This is a genomic window from Amycolatopsis sp. lyj-109, from assembly GCF_046548995.1.
Lineage (GTDB): Bacteria > Actinomycetota > Actinomycetes > Mycobacteriales > Pseudonocardiaceae > Amycolatopsis.
Genome location: NZ_JAJPWR010000001.1, coordinates 512,340 through 529,811, shown reverse-complemented (window position 1 = coordinate 529,811; position 17,472 = coordinate 512,340). Strand labels below are relative to the sequence as shown.

At 70.0% G+C, this 17,472-nt stretch carries 15 protein-coding genes and 2 pseudogenes; 6 read left to right on the top strand and 11 right to left on the bottom strand.

Features of this window, described 5'->3' with window-relative positions:
- Positions 1 to 72: 72 nt before the first annotated feature.
- The 7 genes from ACLJQF_RS02515 to ACLJQF_RS02485 all read right to left on the bottom strand — a co-directional run bounded on the left by ACLJQF_RS02515 (position 73) and on the right by ACLJQF_RS02485 (position 9,531).
- The gene (locus tag ACLJQF_RS02515) at positions 73 to 798 is read right to left on the bottom strand and encodes an ANTAR domain-containing response regulator (protein ID WP_410606815.1); all 726 of its coding nucleotides are present in this window, start codon (positions 796 to 798) and stop codon (positions 73 to 75) included.
- A 240-nt stretch (positions 799 to 1,038) separates the two neighbouring features.
- Positions 1,039 to 2,931, bottom strand: a complete 1,893-nt coding sequence (locus tag ACLJQF_RS02510) for an RICIN domain-containing protein (protein ID WP_410606549.1) — start codon at positions 2,929 to 2,931, stop codon at positions 1,039 to 1,041.
- Positions 2,932 to 3,058: 127 nt separating this feature from the next.
- Complete coding sequence (locus tag ACLJQF_RS02505; protein ID WP_410606548.1) at positions 3,059 to 4,813, bottom strand: glycoside hydrolase family 35 protein; 1,755 nt, start codon at positions 4,811 to 4,813, stop codon at positions 3,059 to 3,061.
- Complete coding sequence (locus tag ACLJQF_RS02500) at positions 4,806 to 6,359, bottom strand: alpha-N-arabinofuranosidase (RefSeq protein WP_410606547.1); 1,554 nt, start codon at positions 6,357 to 6,359, stop codon at positions 4,806 to 4,808. The genes ACLJQF_RS02505 and ACLJQF_RS02500 overlap by 8 nt, the downstream gene beginning before the upstream one ends.
- Positions 6,356 to 7,702, bottom strand: coding sequence for an ABC transporter substrate-binding protein (locus ACLJQF_RS02495; RefSeq protein ID WP_410606546.1), 1,347 nt, complete (start codon positions 7,700 to 7,702; stop codon positions 6,356 to 6,358). The genes ACLJQF_RS02500 and ACLJQF_RS02495 overlap by 4 nt, the downstream gene beginning before the upstream one ends.
- A gap of 34 nt (positions 7,703 to 7,736) precedes the next feature.
- On the bottom strand, positions 7,737 to 8,600 hold the full coding sequence (locus tag ACLJQF_RS02490) for a carbohydrate ABC transporter permease (RefSeq protein WP_410606545.1): 864 nt from the start codon (positions 8,598 to 8,600) through the stop codon (positions 7,737 to 7,739).
- A gap of 1 nt (position 8,601) precedes the next feature.
- Positions 8,602 to 9,531: a carbohydrate ABC transporter permease gene (locus ACLJQF_RS02485; RefSeq protein ID WP_410606544.1), complete on the bottom strand. Its 930-nt coding sequence runs from the start codon at positions 9,529 to 9,531 to the stop codon at positions 8,602 to 8,604.
- A 111-nt stretch (positions 9,532 to 9,642) separates the two neighbouring features.
- Here ACLJQF_RS02485 and ACLJQF_RS02480 point away from each other — a divergent pair, with 111 nt between their 5' ends.
- Both ACLJQF_RS02480 and ACLJQF_RS02475 read left to right on the top strand, forming a co-directional pair.
- The gene (locus tag ACLJQF_RS02480) at positions 9,643 to 10,695 is read left to right on the top strand and encodes a LacI family DNA-binding transcriptional regulator (RefSeq protein ID WP_410606543.1); all 1,053 of its coding nucleotides are present in this window, start codon (positions 9,643 to 9,645) and stop codon (positions 10,693 to 10,695) included.
- A 233-nt stretch (positions 10,696 to 10,928) separates the two neighbouring features.
- On the top strand, positions 10,929 to 11,111 hold the full coding sequence (locus ACLJQF_RS02475; RefSeq protein WP_308676161.1) for a hypothetical protein: 183 nt from the start codon (positions 10,929 to 10,931) through the stop codon (positions 11,109 to 11,111).
- On the opposite strand, the gene ACLJQF_RS02470 is transcribed toward ACLJQF_RS02475, so the two are convergent.
- Complete coding sequence (locus ACLJQF_RS02470) at positions 11,089 to 11,712, bottom strand: DsbA family oxidoreductase (RefSeq protein ID WP_410606814.1); 624 nt, start codon at positions 11,710 to 11,712, stop codon at positions 11,089 to 11,091. The genes ACLJQF_RS02475 and ACLJQF_RS02470 overlap by 23 nt on opposite strands.
- 85 nt (positions 11,713 to 11,797) lie before the next feature.
- Here ACLJQF_RS02470 and ACLJQF_RS02465 point away from each other — a divergent pair, with 85 nt between their 5' ends.
- Positions 11,798 to 12,430, top strand: a complete 633-nt coding sequence (locus tag ACLJQF_RS02465; protein WP_410606542.1) for a QsdR family transcriptional regulator — start codon at positions 11,798 to 11,800, stop codon at positions 12,428 to 12,430.
- Between the two features lie 148 nt (positions 12,431 to 12,578).
- Entirely contained in the window at positions 12,579 to 13,508 is a 930-nt protein-coding gene (locus tag ACLJQF_RS02460) for an alpha/beta hydrolase (RefSeq protein ID WP_410606541.1), read from the top strand.
- Here ACLJQF_RS02460 and ACLJQF_RS02455 read toward each other — a convergent pair.
- Together ACLJQF_RS02455 and ACLJQF_RS02450 are read right to left on the bottom strand one after the other, a co-directional pair.
- Complete coding sequence (locus tag ACLJQF_RS02455) at positions 13,505 to 13,864, bottom strand: zinc-binding dehydrogenase (RefSeq protein ID WP_410606540.1); 360 nt, start codon at positions 13,862 to 13,864, stop codon at positions 13,505 to 13,507. The two genes, ACLJQF_RS02460 and ACLJQF_RS02455, sit on opposite strands and share 4 nt — an antisense overlap.
- A 62-nt stretch (positions 13,865 to 13,926) precedes the next feature.
- Positions 13,927 to 14,487, bottom strand: a pseudogene (locus ACLJQF_RS02450) (NAD(P)-dependent alcohol dehydrogenase); the annotation flags it as partial.
- 90 nt (positions 14,488 to 14,577) lie between these two features.
- Here ACLJQF_RS02450 and ACLJQF_RS02445 point away from each other — a divergent pair.
- Both ACLJQF_RS02445 and ACLJQF_RS02440 read left to right on the top strand, forming a co-directional pair.
- Positions 14,578 to 15,237: a TetR/AcrR family transcriptional regulator C-terminal domain-containing protein gene (locus ACLJQF_RS02445; RefSeq protein ID WP_410606539.1), complete on the top strand. Its 660-nt coding sequence runs from the start codon at positions 14,578 to 14,580 to the stop codon at positions 15,235 to 15,237.
- A 272-nt stretch (positions 15,238 to 15,509) separates the two neighbouring features.
- A pseudogene (locus tag ACLJQF_RS02440) lies at positions 15,510 to 16,501 on the top strand (LLM class flavin-dependent oxidoreductase).
- 133 nt (positions 16,502 to 16,634) lie between these two features.
- Here ACLJQF_RS02440 and ACLJQF_RS02435 read toward each other — a convergent pair.
- Positions 16,635 to 17,306, bottom strand: coding sequence for a fasciclin domain-containing protein (locus ACLJQF_RS02435; protein WP_410606538.1), 672 nt, complete (start codon positions 17,304 to 17,306; stop codon positions 16,635 to 16,637).
- Positions 17,307 to 17,472 lie beyond the last annotated feature (166 nt).

Below are 17,472 nucleotides of genomic sequence, written 5' to 3'. Positions count from 1 at the left end.
TGCTGTCTTCGAAGGCGCGCGGTGCAGCGCTGACCAAAGCATCCGGTCAGCATCGCTGACGGGCGGCGCTGTTCAGGGCCGGGCCGCGCCCCCGTCCGCCGAGCTCATCCGCTTCGTGAACCGGGCCGCCACGTCCCGCAGCTTGACGTTCGTGTGCTGGGACTCCACGATCAGCCGGTGCATCGCCGCGTCCTCGGTGGCCCGGTGGATCAGCATCAGCATGCCCTTGGCCTGCTCGATCACCGCCCGGGTCTCCATCGCGTTGCGCAGTTCGTCCGCCAGCCGGCGGGCTTCCCGGTACCGGCGGGTCAGCCGCAGCACCGTCTCCACGCACAACGTGAACAGCCGCAACACCTTCGTGTCGAATTCGTGGTAGCCGTGGGTCTCGAAGCCGAACAGCGTGATCGCGCCGACCAGGGTGTCGTCCACCCGCAGCGGGACCGCCAGATAGCTGCCCACCCCGAGTTCCTTGGCCGCCGCCACGAATTCGGGCCATTGGTCGCCGGTCTCCGCGACCGCCACCCGGACCACCTCGCCCGTCAGCGCCGCGAGCAGGCCCGGTCCGTCGGCCGCCGCGTACTGGACGTCGTCGATGCGCCGGGCTCGCTCGTCGGTGAAGGCCGCCGTCTGGGTCACGCCGTCGCGGACGACCAGGATGCTGGCCAGGTCCGCGTCCGGGACCACCCGGACCGCCTCGCCGCAGACCGCGTCGAGCAGGCCCGGGGTGTCGGACATCGATTCGAGAACCCCGACGAGATCGGCCAGCACGGCGTTCAGCTCGTCGACCCGCTCCGCCATGCCGTCGCCAGTGGTCGGCAAGGCCCACCCCTCCCATGCGTCAAGCGGCGAGCACGGGATCGAGCTCGCCAGCAGCGTCAACAGAGACCACCGCTGGCGTTTCAACGGGTCCGCACGAATTCTACCGGCCACCGGCCCCGGTCCGACGTCGGCCGCGCCGGGTAGCCACCGCCTGAAGTTCGTGAAGGCCACCTTCAGGAAGTACAACTTCCTCAAGGTGGCCTTCACGAGCAAGCGGGGTCAGCGGGCGATGGCCTGCCAGCGCTGGTTGGCGCCGTTGGTCGGCTTGTAGAGGCCGATCCGGGCGCCGTCCGCGCGGGACTCGCTCGTGACGTCGAGCAGCTGGCCGCTCGCCGCGTTGACGAACGTCCAGGTGCCGTCACCGGTCGTGGACAGCGTCCACTCCGCCGCCGGGTCGCACGTGCCCGCCGCGGCCAGCGTCACCGCGCCGCCCGCCGTGCCGAGCACCTGGCCCGTGCCGGTGTTGGTGATGGTGAACCGGTCACGGCTGCCGTAGCGGCCCGTGCGGTCGGTGAGCGTCCAGCGCTGCGCCGCCGCCGAAGCGTCCGTCGTGCGCTGCACCAGCGTGCCGTTCTCCGCCGACAGCGACTTGCCGCTCTGCACGCCGGTGAAGGTGAACGGCTTGCCCGAGCCGATGCCCGTTCCCGGCGCCGTCGCGGAGACGCCGTCGACGAGGAAGCTCGTCACCGAACGCGCCGGCACCCGCAGCGTCGCCTTGCCCGCGGACACCCGCACCGGCTTGCCCCGCTTCAGCGCACCGGTGACGTCGGTGACGACCGGCGTCACCGAAGCGCCGGGCCGGACGTTGCGGAAGCCCGACAGGTCCAGCGTGACGTCCTGGTCGGCGGTGTCGGCGTTGGTGTGCACGACCGTCGCCAGGTCCTCGCCGCGCATCGCGGCCGTCGACGCGGTGTCGTTCACGCCGACCAGCCGGTCACCCGGCTTGATGTAGTGGGTGAAGTTGCGCATCGTGTTGAACTTCGTGTTCGTCTTGATCTGGCAGGTCTGCAGCGTGGCGTTCTTCGGGCAGTCGAACGGGACCTGGATCTCGCCCCAGTTCATCCCGGCCGCGGACTCGCCACCCGGCTTCATGTTGTTGTAGTCCTCGATCGGCTGCCAGCTGACCCACGCGCTCGGCTCGAGCAGCCGCAGGTCGTCGGTGATCTGCTTGGCCATGCCGAGGCCGGGGTCCATGTCCGTGAAGTCCTGGCGGTCCAGCCAGCTGCCGCCGACCTCGCTCATCCACAACGGCTTCGCCGCGCCCTTGGCCAGGTCGCGCGGGACCGGCCGGTTGCCGGTGCCGTAGGTGTGCACGTTGAGCCGGCCCGCCGCCGCCCGGGCGTCGGCCGACCAGCCGGCCCAGTCCGCGGCGAAGATGTCCGGGTTGGTCTCGTCGGGCGCGGAGACGATCGCCCGCGAGCCGGCCGCCTTCAGTGCGCCGGCCATCGCCGGGATCAGCTGCGATTGGACCGCCGGGCCGATGTGCGCGCCTTCCTGCCGCCCGCCGGTCGGGTTGCCGTCGGCGCCGAGGGTGGTCTTCCAGTAGTTCGTGTTGGGCTCGTTCAGCGGGTTCACCGACGCGAACTTGATGCCGTGCGCCTTTTCGAGGGTCCGCACGACCTGCGTCAGGTACGCGGTGAAGTCGCCGATCTTGTCGGAGCGCAGCTGCTCGTCGGTGGCGTTGAAGCCGCCGGAGACGTACCCGGAGACGGTCTGGAAGTACGGCGGCGAGTTGCTGAACGCCTCCCACTTCGTGACCCGGTTCTTGATCTTGTCGACCCACCAGCGCTGGTTCGGGTCGGCCTTCGGGTCGAACTCGGCCGCGTTGCCGGGCGTCCACCAGTCCTTGTCGGCGCGGGTGGTGCCGGCCGGCGCCTTCCACCAGCCCGGGACCGCGGCACCCGCGCGCAGGTACGACGGGACGTCGGGGGCGTTGCCGCCGCCGACGTTGAACCGGGCGATGTTCAGGTTCAGCCCGTCGGGGCCGAAGACCAGGTCCGCCAGCTTGTTCCGGACGGCGTCCGGGTAGCCGCCGGTCGCCTCGGCCATCCAGGCCAGGCTGGCGCCCCAGCCGTCGAACGACTGCTGCCGGTAGGTCGGGTCCGGCTTCACGGTGACGGCGGTGGCTGCCTCCGCAGGCGCCGCCGCCAGACCGGTAGCGACAATCGGTACACAAAGGACGGTGAGCAAACGCCGCAAGTTCATCGTCGAACTGCCCTTCGGTGCGGTGGGGACTGAATCAGGCCTCGGTGTGGCCGAGCAGCGGCCGCGGCACGAACCGGGCCGCGGGGTCGAGCATCGTGCCCAGTTCGAGCACGACGAGTTCGTTGGCGCCGGCCCGGACCACCGGGCGCGGCACGTACAACGTCCGTTGCGGGCCGCGCCGCCAGTACCGGCCGAGCGTGAACCCGTTGAGCCACGCGACGCCCTTGCCCCACTCCCCCGTGTCGAGGAAGAGATCGGCGGGCTCGTCGACGTCGATCTCGGTGCGCAGCAGCACCGGCCCGGCCACCGGGCCGGACACGGACTCCGGCGCCGAAGGCCGCAGCGAAGGGAGTGCGGCCAGGTCGAGCGGCAGCACGTCCCAGCCGGCCAGCGGCTCGCCGTGCAGCGACGCGCCGCCGATGATGCCCTTCGCCTCGCCGATGCGCGGGCCGTAGTCGACGCGGCCCTGGTCCTCGACCAGCACCAGCAGTTCGCCACGGGCCCTCGGCAGCGCGAGCGCGCGCTCGTGGTGGTCCCGGGTGAGCGTGCCCACCGCCTCGCCGTCGAAGAACACCGTGGCGCGGTCACGGACCTCGCCGAAGACGAGCACCCCCGGCCGGTCGCCCGCCACCGAAGTGCGCAGCAACGCCAGCTTCGGCATCGGCGTCAGGTCGTCGAACGCGGGCAGCTCCTCGTGGAACTCCCACGTCCCCCAGCGTTCCGGTGCGTCGAGCAGCCGGACCGGGTCACACAGCACCGAACCCGGCGTTGGCGCGGACCGCGCCGGCGGCGGGACCGTGTCGGGCACCTTGTGGTAGCGGGCGATCACGTCGCGGAAGGCGTGGTACTTCGGCGTCGGGTCGCCGGCTTCGTCCAGCGGCGCGTCGTAGTCGTAGGAGGTGATCAGCGGCTGGTAGACGCCCTTGTCGTTGGCGCCGTTGGTGAGACCGAAGTTGGTGCCGCCGTGGAACATGTACAGGTTGACCGACGCGCCCGCGGCGAGGAGCGCGTCGAGCTCCGCCGCCGAATCCGCGGCCGACGTCGTGTGGTGGTGGGCGCCCCAGTGGTCGAACCAGCCGTTCCAGAACTCACTGCACATCAGCGGCCCGGTCGGCTGGTGCGCGCGCAGGGTCGCCAGCCGCGCCTCGGCGGCCGAACCGAACGACGCGGTGCGGTGCAGCCCGTCGAGGCTGCCGGCTTCCAGCATCTCCGGCGTCGGCTGGTCCACTGTGGTCAGTGGCACGGTGATACCCGAAGCAACCGTGTGCTCGGCAAGCGCTTTCAGGTAGCGCTTGTCGTCGCCGAACGCGCCGTATTCGTTCTCCACCTGGACCAGCAGCACCGGCCCACCGCGGTCGATCTGGTGCGGGACGACGACCTCGTACACCTTCGTCAGGTAGTCGCGGACGGCGTCCAGGTACTTCGGCTCGTACCGGCGCACCCCGACCGTCGGGTCGCGGAACAGCCACGCCGGCAGCCCCCCGTTGTCCCACTCGGCGCAGATGTACGGGCCGGGCCGCACGATCGCGTACATCCCGGCGTCGGCCACGAGCCGCAGGAAGCGGTCGAGGTCGAGCCCGCCCGACAGGTCGAACGTGCCGGGCTCGGGAGCGTGCGCGTTCCACGCCACGTACGTCTCGATGGTGTTGAGCCCCATCCGCCGGGCCTTGTCGATCCGGTCGGCCCACAGGTCCGGGTGCACCCGGAAGTAGTGCAGGGCACCGGAGAGGATCCGGAACGGGCGGCCGTCGAGCAGGAAGTCGTGCTCCCCGATGGCGAACTCAGGCATTCGGGGCCGCCTGCGGGGCCAGTTGGAGCACAGTCCAGGACAACGGTGGCAGTGTCACGGTGATGGTGGTCCCCCCGGGATCGGACGTCGCGGCGGCGCCGGACAGCGGCACCGGCCGGACCGGTTGTGCGTCGGCGGTGTTCACGGTGTGGCGGGTCTCGCCGTCCGGCGTGGTCAGCGTTTCGGCGGCGTACACGCCGAACCGGGCGCCGCGCAGGCGGATCCGGACCTCGGTCGGCGAGGCCGTCGCGCGGTTGGTGAGGAACACCGCCCCGCGCCCGGAGTCCTCGATCGTCGCGGCGGCGTCGACGAGGTCGACTTCGCCGTGCTGCGCGGTCCGCAGCGACCGTCCTTCGACGGCGAGACGCAGGCTCGACCCGCCGGCCAGCGCGGCGACCTGCCGGAACGGGTGGAAGGTCGTCTGCCGCCAGGCCGGGCCGCCGGGCTCGGAGCGGATCGGCGCGATGACGTTCACCAGCTGGGCCTGGTTCGCCATGGTGACGCGGTCGACGTTGCGCAGCAGCGAACTCAACAGCGAGCCGACGACGACCGCGTCGGTGACGGTGTAGGTGTCCTCGATGATCCGCGGGTGCTGCCGCCAGCCGCCCGCGGCGAGCTCGGCCTGGTCGACCTCGTTCCAGCGGCGCAGGTCCCAGACGTTCCACTCGTCGACGCTGATCCCGATCTTCTTGTCGAGGCCCAGCTCCGCCAGTGTTTCGTCGATGACACCCGCCGTCGTCCGGATGTAGCGGTCCAGGGCGGCCCCGCTGGCGAGGTAGCTGTCGGTGTCGCCGTGCAGTTCCTGGTAGTAGGCGTGCAGCGAGATGTGGTCGACCAACTCCGCGGTGTGGCGCAGCACCGTGCGCTCCCAGGAGCCGAACGTCGGCATGTCCGCGTGCGAACTGCCCGCCACGACCAGCTCGAGGTCCGGGTCGATCATCCGCATCAGCCGGGCGGTCTCGGCGGCCAGGCGGCCGTACTCGTCGGCCGTCTTGTGGCCGATCTGCCACGGGCCGTCCATCTCGTTGCCGAGGCACCACAGCTTGAAGCCGAACGGGCGGTCGGCGCCGTGGGTGCGCCGCCGCTCGCTCAGTTCCGTCCCGCCGACGTGGTTGCAGTACTCGAGGACGTCGGCGGCCTCTTGGATGCCGCGGGTGCCGAGGTTGACGGCGTACATCACCTCGGCACCCGCGGCTTCGGCCCACGCGGCGAATTCGTGCAGGCCGAAGCGGTTGGATTCCACGCTGTGCCACGCCGGGTCCAGCCGGACCGGCCGGGTCTCGGCCGGTCCGACGCCGTCTTCCCAGCGGTAGCCGGAGACGAAGTTGCCACCGGGGTAGCGGAGCACGGTCGGGCCGAGCTCCCGGACCAGCTCCAGCACGTCGCCGCGGAACCCGCGATCGTCCGATGTGGAGTGCCCGGGCTCGTACAGTCCGGTGTAGACGGACCGGCCCATGTGCTCGACGAACGAGCCGAAGAGGCGACGCGGGACCCGGCCAATGACCTGGGCAGGGTCACCGACGTCACCTCCGATGTGGACGGTCATCCCGCGCTGACCGTGAAGCCCTGCTGGTTGCCGTAGTCGACGAGCGCCTGCTGCCAGCCCGCCAGACCGGCGTCGAGGCCGGTGTTGGCGAGGTAGGCCTTGCCGACGGTGTCGCTGTAGATGCTGTTGGCGTAGGTCTGGAACGGCAGGTAGGTCCAACCCGGGGCGACGTCCTTCGACGCCTGGGTCAGCACCTGGTTGACCTTCTGGCCGCCGAAGTACGGCATGTCCTGGTCGACGAACGCGGGCGAGGTCAGGTCGGCCGTGGTGGACGGGAAGCCGCCGCTCTTGATGAACGGCTGGACGCCGCCACCGTGGTTGAGCCAGCGCACGAACGCCGCGGCCAGTGCCGGGTTCTTGCTCTGCTTGACCACGGACTGGGCGCTGCCGCCGTTCTCCGCGGTGACGGCCTTCTGCCCGTCGTAGGTCGGCATCGGCGCCACGGCCCACTTGCCGCTGCCCGCGGTCACCGAGGAGATGAAGTTGCCGGGCATCCAGGCGCCGGTGGGCAGGGTCGCGATGGTGCCGTCGCCGAGGGCGCGGAACCAGTCGTCGGACCAGCCCGCGATCGGCGAGAGCAGCTTGCCCTCGACCAGCTGGTTCCAGACCGACGTCCACTTCTTGGTGCCGGCGTCGCCCAGGTTGATCTTCACGTTCCGGCCGTCGACGGAGAACGGGTGCCCGCCGGCCTGCCAGATCATGCTCAGCGTGAACCCGGCGTCACCGGTGTCCGCGGTGATGTACTTGGCCGGGTCGGCGGCGTGGATCTTCTTGGCCGCGTCGACGTACTCGGCCCAGGTCTTCGGCACAGCGATGCTGTACTTGGCGAAGACCTCCTTGTTGTAGAACAGCGCCATCGGGCCGGAGTCCTGCGGCAGGCCGTAGATCCCGTTGCCGTTCTTGACCTGCGCCCACGTCGAGGCGCTGTAGTCCTTTTCGAACGAGCCGAAGCCGAACTGGTTGAGGTCGGCCAGTGAATCGGTCAGCGCGAACTGCGGGAGGGCGTAGTACTCGATCTGGGCGACGTCGGGGGCACCCGAGCCGGCCTTGATCGCGTTCTGGAGCTTGGTGTACTCGTCCTTGTTGGTGCCCGCGTTGACGTAGTTGACCTTGACGTTCGGGTATTCCTTCTGGAACGCGGCCACCTGGTCCTTGGCCGACGGCGTCCAGCTCCAGTACGTGATCTCGCCGCCGGCCTTCAGCGCGGCGTCGACGGAGTCCTGGGTGCCGGTGGCGGCGGCGGGCGCGGTGGACGAGCCGGCCCCGGACGAACAGCCGACCGCGAGGGCGGCGGCCAGCGCGACGGCGGCGAACGCCTTGGCGCGGGTGCGGATTCTTGACATCGAGTGTCCCTTCACGGCGGTGTGACGGCGGAGATTACTGCTTGACGCTGCCGGCGCTCAGGCCCGATTGCCAGAACCGTTGCATGAGCAGGAAAGCGACGACTAGGGGGATGATCGTGAGCAACGACCCGGTGAGCACCAGGTTGAAGATCGGCTGGGCGCCGGCGCCGTTGGCCTGGGCGCTCCACTGGTTGAGCCCGACGGTCAGCGGATACCACTTCGGTTCGCTGAGCATGATCAGCGGCAGGAAGTAGTTGTTCCACGTCTGCACCATCGTGAACAGCGAGACCGTGATGATCCCGGGGACCAGCTGGCGCAGCGTCACGGTGAGGAAGATCCGGATCTCGCCCGCGCCGTCGATCCGCGCCGCTTCCAACAGTTCGTCGGGAATGGCGTCGGCGGCGTAGACCCAGATCAAGTACAGGCCGAACGGGCTGATCAGCGACGGGATGAGGACCGCCCACGGCGTGTTGGTCAGCCCGAGCTTGCTGAACATCAGGAACGTCGGCACGGCCAGCGCGGTCGGCGGCACAGCCACGGCCCCGAGGACGACGGCGAACACGCCGCGGCGGCCGGGGAAGCGGTACTTGGCCAGCCCGTAGCCCGCCGCGGTGGCGAGGATCGTCGCGCCACCGGCGCCGACCACGACGTACAGCAGGGTGTTGCCGAGCCAGCGGAAGAAGATGCCGTCGTTGTAGGTGAACGTCTGGCCGATGTTGTCGAACAGCGCGAACGTGCCGCCGAAGGACAGTCCCGAGGTCGAGAACAGCGCCGACTGGGTCTTGCTGGCGTTGATCACCAGCCACGCCAGGGGAACCAGGGTGTAGAGCAGGTACAGCGCCATGAAGCCGGTGAGGACACGCGACTTGCGGGGCTTGGTTATCGAGAAGGTGGCCACGTCACATCTCCTTCCGGGAGCCGCGCAGCTGCACGACGTAGGCGATGACCGCGGTGATCACGCCCATCACGATCGCCACGGCGGCGGAGTAGTTGTACTGCTGCCCGTTGAAGGAAAGGTTGTAGGCGTACATGTTCGGCGTGTAGTTGGTGACGATCATGTTCGGGACGAGGTTGCGCATGATGTTCGGCTCGTTGAACAGCTGGAAGCTGCCGATGATCGAGAAGATCGTGGCGACCACGATGGCGCCCCGGATCGCGGGGAGCTTGACGGACAGGATCGTGCGGAACGCGCCGGCGCCGTCGATCGCGGCCGCCTCGAACAGTTCCTTGGGGATCACCTTCAGCGCGGAGTAGAAGATGAGCATGTTGTAGCCGACGAACTCCCACGTGACGACGTTGCCGATCGACGTGAGCAGCCAGTTCTGCGACAGCGGCTTCACCGCATCGGTGCCCAGCAGGTGGTTCAGGTCGGCCGCGAGTCCGAAGTGGTCACCGTAGATGAAGCCCCACATCAGCGCGGCGACGACGGCGGGGACCGCGTACGGCAGGAAGATCACGATGCGGAAGAACCCGGCGGCGTGCAGCCGGGCGCTGTCGATCGCCAGTGCCGCGATCAGCGCGAGCACCAGCATGATCGGCACCTGCACGACGAGGAACACCAGCACCCGCTGGAAAGCGTCCCAGAACTTCGGGTCGCCGAACACCTGAATGTAGTTGTCGGCGCCGACGAACACCGTGCCGCCGAAGAAGGCCTGATCACGGTAGAGGCTGAGCACGAACGCGTACACGACCGGCGCGATGAAGGCCAGCGCGAACACGACCATGAAGGGGGCGACGAAGAGCCAGCCCCGCCATTTCCGCCGCGGCCGGCGGGCCGCGGGCGCCCGGCGCGCAGGCACCGGGGCGGGCGGAGCCGCTGTGGACGTCATCGTCTCTCCGAGTGATCGTGCGGCCGGGCACTGGACCCGGCGTGATGTTTACGTCAACATGGACGGCCGCAGAGTAACGTGTTGACGTAAACATGTCCAGGACACCAAGGAGTGACCGTGCCGCGCCAGACAGCGACCTCGTCCGCATCCGGCCACGCCCGGCGGCGGGGTCCGTCGATGGCGGACGTGGCCCGCGAGGCGGGTGTGTCGGGCCAGACGGTCTCGCGCGTCGCGAACGGCAAGACCAATGTGGACGACGCGACGCGCGAACGGGTCCTCGCCGCGATGCGGACGATCGGGTACCGGCCGAACAGCGCCGCCCGTGCCCTGCGCAACGGCCAGTTCCGCAGCATCGGCGTGATCATCTCGGCGCTCCCGACGTTCGGCAACAGCCGCACCCTCGACGCCATCGCGGCGGCCGTCGTCCCGGAGGGGTTTTCGATCATCCTGATGCCGGTGACGCGGCCGACGCAGGGCGAGGTGACGGGCGCGTTCAGCACGTTGAACGAACAGGCCGTCGACGGCGTCATCATCCTCATCGAGCAGCACCAGCTTGACCAAAGCGAGATCGAACTGCCGCACGGGCTGCCGGTGGTCGTGATCGACTCCAGCGCCCGCTACGACTACCCGGTGGTCGACAACGACCAGGCCGACGGCGCGGCCCGGGCGACCAGCCACCTGCTCGACCTGGGCCACGAAACGGTCTGGCACATCGCGGGCCCGCCGCAGTCGTACTCGGCCGAGCGCCGCCGGAAATCGTGGCAGGCCACGTTGGAGCGGGCGGGCCGCACGGTGCCACCGGTCTCCACCGGCGACTGGTCACCGGAGTCCGGCTACCAGGCGGGCCTGCGCCTGGCGGCGGACCCGGCGGTGACGGCGGTGTTCGCCGCGAACGACCAGATGGCCTTGGGCCTGCTGCGCGCGCTGCACGAGACGGGCCGCGCCGTCCCCGGCGAGGTGTCCGTGGTCGGCTTCGACGACATGGAGGAGTCAGCCCACTTCTGGCCCCCGCTCACCACGATCCGCCAGTCGTTCGAGGCGGTCGGCCGCCACGCGGTCCTGGCCCTCCTGTCCGAAATCGAAACGGGCACCGAAGCCGGCGAGCCCGTCCTCCTCCCGACCGAACTCATCATCCGCTCCAGCACCGCCCCACCCCCCGCCTGACACCCCCCGATCACGCGTGTCGACCCTTCAATCACGCGTGCCGACCCTTCAATCACGCGTACCGACCCTTCAATCACACGCGGGGACGCGAGGCAGCCGGACGGGGCCGGCGAAACAGGTCGTTTCAGGCGGGCGACGCGGGGGCATTACCGGCCACCAAGCCGGAAAAGCCGGTACCGCGAACGTCCCAGTGGCGTGGACCATTCGGCCCCACCCACGGAAACGAGACCGTCATGCTCGCCATTCTCGCCGCCGTTCTCTTCGGGCTCGCCCTGCTCATGGAGCTGGCCGGGTTCGGGCTGGGCCCGGTGATCACCACCGGGACCCTCACCACCGCCGGGCTGCTCTGCGTGGCCCTGCACCTGGCCGGCGTCGCCACCGACCGGTCGCGGTTCACCCGGCGGCGTCGTCGCTGACCCGCCGCAGGACCTGGGCGAACACCTCCGGCGACTGGGCTCCCGCCACGCCGAACCGCTGGTCGATCACGAAGAACGGGACGCCGGACGCGCCGAGTGCGCGGGCCTGCTCGCCGTCCGCCGCCACTTCCGCTTCGTAGGCGTCGGACTCGAGCACGGCTCGCGCCTCGTCGGCGTCCAGCCCGGCGTCGGCCGCCAGCGAAACCAGCGAGTCGTGGTCGAACAGGGACCGCCGCTCGGTGAAGTGCGCCCGGTAGAACCGATCGACGACGGCGTCGGCCACGCCGTGTTTCGCCGCGAGGTGGACCAGGCGGTGGCCGTCGACCGTGTTGCCCATGTGGACGCCGTCGAGGTGGTACTCGAGGCCGTCGGCCGCCGCGCGCTCCTCCATCTCGGCTTCCATCGCGTCCGCTTCCGCCAGTGTCCGGCCGTACTTCTCGGCCAGCACCTCACGCGTCGGCCGCGACGTGCCGCGCGGGAACGACGGGTCGAGCTGGAACGAGTGGTGCACCACTTCGACGTCGGCGCCGACGTCGGCCACCGCCTGCTCGAAGCGGCGTTTGCCGAGATAGCACCAGGGACAGACCAGATCGGACCAGATGTCTACGCGCACGAAACCACGCTAACCGAAGGGGCGCCGCGCACTTCAAGGTAACCGGAGCCCACCTGCGGATAGGGTGACCAGGGTGACCGTCTCGACCGACGACATCGTCCGGCGCGCGGCACGGCTGCTGATGGCCGGCACCCGCCTCGACCTCGGCCGGATGGCGGCGGAACTGGGGATCTCGCGGACCACGTTCTTCCGGCGCGTCGGCAACCGCGACGACCTGATGGGCGCCGCGCTGCGACGGCTGTCCGACCGGACGTGGCAGCGCGCGCTCGACGGCTGGCGGGCCGAACACGGCGACGCGGTCCGCACGCCGGACGGCCGGCTGCGCTGCCTCTGGGTCATGGAGGCCTACCGCCGTGAAGTCGCCGGCAGCGACGGCCTGCGCAAGCTGATCGAGGCGGAGCCGACGGTCGCCCTGCGCGTGCTGACCGACCCTCGCGGCGCCGTCCAGCCCGGGCTGGTCGACGCGCACGTCGACCTGTTCCGCGCCGACGCCGACGCGGCCGGCCTCGCCCCGCTGGTCGGGCTGCCGGACCTGGCGTTCGCGGTGGTCCGGCTCGGTGAGTCCTTCCTCTACTCCGACTTCCTGGTCGCGCGCTCGGTCGACCTGGCCGTCGTGACGACCCTGGTGGACACCCTGGCGGGCGGAGCCTTGGCGCCGGTCGCTGAGCGACCGCCCGGACCATTTCCCTCCGTTCGGCCGTTGTGAAACATTTGGCCGAGGTGTTTCACTAGGAAAGCGCTTACCTCGCGCACCCCTCCGCAGCACGCCTTTCCGTTGCTGTGCACCAGGTTCTGCCGATCCGCCCGTCTGTGTCCGGGCGCGCTTTCGCCTGCCCGGGGAAAGAGAGCGATCCATGGCCGCACTCACCAGCCTGCCGACGACGTCCGGCTCGAGTGAGAAGAGTTCCCGTCACCGTGGGTGGCGCGCCAGAGCCGCCGGCGTCGTGCTGGCCGCCTTGGCGCTGACCACCGGCGTCGCCGCCCCGGCGCCGGCCGCAGCGAACCCCTACGAGCGAGGCCCCGACCCCACCACCGCCAGCATCGAAGCCGCCCGGGGCTCGTTCGCGACGAGCACCGTCACGGTGGCAAGGTCGGCCGTCACCGGCTTCGGCGGCGGCACCATCTACTACCCGACGACCACGACCGACGGCACGTTCGGTGCCCTCTCGATCTCGCCCGGCTTCACCGGCACCCAGTCGACCATCGCCTGGCTGGGCCCGCGCCTGGCGTCCCAGGGCTTCGTGGTGTTCACCATCGACACGCTCAGCGGCTGGGACTTTCCCGACAGCCGCGGCCGGCAGCTGCTGGCGTCACTCGACTACCTGACGCAGCAAAGCTCGGTGCGTTCGCGCGTCGACAGCAGCCGGCTCGCCGTCTCCGGGCACTCCATGGGTGGCGGCGGCTCCCTCGAAGCGGCCCGCTCCCGGCCGTCCCTGCGGGCCGCGGTACCCCTGACCGGCTGGGACCTGAACACGAACTGGTCGACGCTGCGCGTGCCGACGCTCATCGTCGGGGCGCAGTCGGACACCACCGCGCCGGTGGCGTCGCACTCGATCCCGTTCTACACGAGCCTTCCGTCCACACTGGACCGTGCGTACCTCGAACTGCGCGGTGCCAGCCACTCCGCCCCGACCTCGCCGAACACGACGCTCGCGAAGTACACGCTGTCGTGGCTCAAGCGGTTCATCGACAACGACACCCGCTACGAGCAGTTCCTCTGCCCGATCCCGGCCACCAGTACGTCCATTTCGGACTACCGCGGCAACTGCCCGCACAACGGCTAGACGCCGGGCACGCCAAGGGTGACGACGACCTTGCCCTTGGCGTGCCCGGCTTCGGAGTAGGCGAACGCGGCACGCAGGTCGTCGAACGGGTAGCTCCGATCGACGACCGGCGTGACCGCACCGCGCTCCACGAAACCGGCCAGCTCACGCAGGACCGCCGCCTTGTCGCGGCAGGCCACCGCGTCCGCGAGCACGACGCGCCGCCGCGCCAACGGCCCCGACGCCAATGCCGCGAAGACGTGCCCCGCGGGCTGCACCCACCGCCCGGCCGGACCACCGACGGCGACGAACGTGCCGCCGCGCACGAGTACCCGCCGGCAGGCGAACACCGACCGGCCGCCGGCGATGTCCAGCACGACGTCGTAGCGGCGGCCGCTGCGGTGAAGTCCTCCGCTCGGTAGTCGAAGACGTGCTCCGCGCCGAGCACGCGTGCCGCCGAGGCGTTGGCCGCGCCGCACACCGCATCGACCCGCGCCCCGAGCGCCTTGGCCAGTTGGACGGCGAACGTCCCGACACCGCCGGAAGCGCCGTTGACCAGCACCCGCTGCCCGGCCTCGACACCCCGCAAGGCGAGCAGCGCGGTGACGGCCGCCATCGGCATCGCCGCCGCCTGCTCGTGCGTGAGATTCCCCGGCATCGGCGCCAGCAGGTCCTCGCGCACACAGACGTACTCGGCGTGGGCGCCCCGCGGCAGGAGCGCGTACACGGCGTCGCCGGGCGCGAACCGGGTTCCGGCCGTTTCGACCCGGCCGGCCACGTCGCAGCCGAGGACACCCGCCGGCGGGCGGCGCAGGCCGAAGCCGCCGGTCATCAGGCGGGCCGCGTACGGCTCGCCTCTCAGGAAGTGCCAGTCGTACGGGTTGACCGAAGTGGCGTGCACGCGGACCAGCACCTCGCCTTCGCCGGGTACGGGCTCGGGCACATCTTCCCAGGTCAAGCTGTCCGGAGGACCGTACACGCGCTGCACCAGAGCCTTCATAACATCTCCCTTACGTTGTAAGTCGTACGTTGTAAGGTAGCTCCGGGCCGAGCACCGGTCAAGGAGGTCTTACGTTGTACGATCGCCACCGTGACGACCGAAGCCCGGATCCCGCTGAGCCGGGAACGCGTGCTGCAGGCGGCCGTCGCGCTCGCCGACGAGCACGGCCTGCGCGCGGTGACGATGCGCCGGCTCGCCGAAGACCTCGGCGCCGAGGCGATGTCGCTCTACTACCACGTGGCCAAGAAGGAAGACGTGCTCGACGGGATCGTCGAGGTGGTCGCCGAGGAGATCAACGACGCGGTGGCGCGGGTGGCCCCCGGCCCGGACTGGAAGCGGACGGCCCGGCGGCGCATCCTCGCGGCACGGCAGGTGTTCCTCCGCCACCGCTGGGCCCCCGGCCTGTTCGGCACGCGCTCGGCGACGAGCATGGCGGTGCTGAAGTACTACGACGGCCTGGTCGGTCTGATGCGCGAGGGCGGGTTCTCCCACGACCGGATCCACCACGCGCTGCACGCGCTGGGCAGCCGCGCGCTGGGGTTCAGCCAGGAGCTGTTCGATCCGAACGCGGGGGCGTCGGCCGAGGTACCGGCGGAACTCGCCGACCGGCTGCCGAACCTGGTCGGCATGCTGGCCGACATCGCCCACGACGACCCGGACTCGACCCTGGGCTGGTGCGACGACCAGGCGGAGTTCGAGTTCGGCCTGGACCTCATCCTCGACGGCCTCGACCGCCTGCGGGAGCACTAGTCACCGTTTGCCGTGGCTGGTGGTCGTGAGTGGCAATTCGGGTTCTAACCCGACTTACCACTCACGACAGTCGGGGCAGGAACGGCCAACTCACCGCCCGGAACGGCCAACTCACGCACCGGAACGGCCAACTCGCCGGCGGTGTAGGTGAATTGGCCGTTCCGGTTGGTGAGTTGGCCGCCGGGGGTGTTGCTGTGGCAGACCGGCAGGCTCCCCCTGCAGTACTGGTCCACCAGCTGGGACGCCCCGGCCGGCGGGGCAGAATCGGTACCGTGTCACGACCACTGCGGAAGCTCGGCTTCCTGACCATCGGCCTGTTCGACGCGGCCGACCCGCGCCGGGGCCACGAGCGACGCTGGAGATCATCGAGCTGGGCGAGCGGCTCGGGTTCGACAGCGCCTGGGTGCGCCACCGGCACCTGCAGTACGGCATCTCGTCGCCGGTCGCCGTGCTGGCCGCCGCGTCGCAGCGGACCAGCCGGATCGAGCTCGGCACCGCGGTGATCCCGCTCGGCTGGGAGAACCCGCTGCGGCTGGCCGAGGACCTCGCCACCGTCGACCTGCTCTCGGGCGGACGGCTCAACCCGGGCCTCAGCGTGGGCCCGCCGATGCGCTGGGACGAGGTCAAGCACGCCCTCTACCCGGACACCGCGGACGCCGAGGACTTTTCCTACGAACGCGTCCAGCGGCTGCTGGACTTCGTGCGCGGCAAGCCCGCGACGGAGTTCAGCGGCACCGCCGGGTTCGAGGTGTTCTCGGACCGGGTGCAGCCGCAGGCGCCCGGCCTCGGCGACCGGCTCTGGTACGGCGGCGCGAGCCTGCGTTCGGCGGAGTGGGCCGGCAAGCACCGGATGAACTTCCTGACCAGCAGTGTGGTCAAGGCCGAAGGCGAAAGCACGGACTTCGCCGAAATCCAGCTCTCGCACATCCGGACGTTCCGCGAGCACCACCCCGCCGGCCGCATCTCGCAAGGCCTGGTCGTGATCCCCACCGACCGCGCGACGCCGGAACAGCGCGCGAAGTACGAGGCCTACGCCGAAAAACGGCTGCCCCGCACCGTGGAACCACAGGGTCCCGCACGAATGCTGTTCTCCCCCGACTTCGTCGGCACGTCCGCGGAAATCGCCGAACGGCTACACGCGCACCAGGCGTTCCGCGAGATCGACGAGGTGGCTTTCGCCCTGCCGTTCACCTTCGAGCACGAAGACTACGTGCAGATCCTCACCGACATCGCGGAACGCCTCGGCCCCCTGCTCGGACGCTAGCTCACCAACCCGAGCGCCCCAAGGCGGCCTTCGGTGCGTCTGACGCACCGAAGGCCGCCTTGGGTGCGTCAGACGCAACCAAGGCCACATTGGGGCGCTTGGGGCAGCGAAATTTCGGACGCGCGGCACCAGGTCACTTGTTGGTGCCCGGCGTCAGCACCTTGTCGATCACGAAGACCGTGGCGTTCTTCGTGGGGATGTTGCCGCACAGGATCTTCGCGCCGTCGATCGTCATGTTCTCACCGGAACCCTCGATCTTGACCGGGCCGCCGGCGGTGTTCAGCGTGTCGACCGAACCCGCGGTGGCGAGGCCCTTGGCGTCGTAACGCTTGCCGACGACGTGGTACTGCAGGATCGGCGCCAGCTCGGCGGGCTTGCCGGCGAGCTCGGCGAACTTGGCGTCACCCAGCGCGGCGAACGCCGGGTCGGCCGGCGCGAAAACGGTGATGGCCTCCTGGCTGTTGAGCGTGTCGACCAGGTTGGTGGCCTTGACCGCGGCCACCAGCTTGGTCAGCAGCGGGTTCGTCGAGGCGGCCGAGGCGACCGGCTGCGGGCCCATCGAGTCCAGCGAACCGGGCGCGGACCCCTGCGGCAGCTGCGAACAGGCCGGGCCGAAGACGTCGGCGTTGGTGGTCACGCCGTTGGCGGCACCGGACGCCATGCTGGACGACGGCGCGGGCACCGACGACGACGGCATCGAACTGCTGGAACTGCCCGACGAAGCGGTGTCGCTGCCGCTGCACGCGGTCAGCGAAAGCGCGGCGACGGCAGTGAAGCCGATTCCGGCGACACGAAGCTTGGTCACGAAAATCACTCCAATTAGCGGCTGAGAACTTCTTCTTGATCGGTATTCGGAACCACCGGAAGAATGGATTGGCCCCCATTCGGGTGATCCAGGTCACCGCTTTTTTCGGGTGGCAACTTTTCCGGAATAAACGGTTTCAAACCCCTTCGGCGTATCGATACGCAAT